A 303-nucleotide genomic window follows, 5' to 3' on the forward strand; every position below is an offset into this window, starting at 1 on the left:
CAAATCAACAGGCGCCGGACGCTACCAGCTTCTTTCCCGTTGGTGGGATGCCTACCGCAAGCAGCTTGGCCTGAAAGACTTCTCTCCGAAAAGTCAGGACGCTGTGGCATTGCAGCAGATTAAGGAGCGTGGCGCTTTACCTATGATTGATCGTGGTGATATCCGTCAGGCAATCGACCGTTGCAGCAATATCTGGGCTTCACTGCCGGGCGCTGGTTATGGTCAGTTCGAGCATAAGGCTGACAGCCTGATTGCAAAATTCAAAGAAGCGGGCGGAACGGTCAGAGAGATTGATGTATGAGC

The 303-nt window shown here is 53.1% G+C and carries 1 protein-coding gene; it reads left to right on the top strand.

Translation table 11 applies throughout. The features are described 5' to 3' along the window. Nucleotides 1-301: glycoside hydrolase family protein (locus HP556_RS00125; RefSeq protein ID WP_175365469.1), on the top strand; the 301-nt coding region annotated here is incomplete at its 5' end. Nucleotides 302-303 lie beyond the last annotated feature (2 nt).

The sequence above is a fragment of the Tardiphaga robiniae genome, from assembly GCF_013359755.1.
Taxonomy (GTDB): Bacteria; Pseudomonadota; Alphaproteobacteria; order Rhizobiales; family Xanthobacteraceae; genus Tardiphaga; species Tardiphaga robiniae.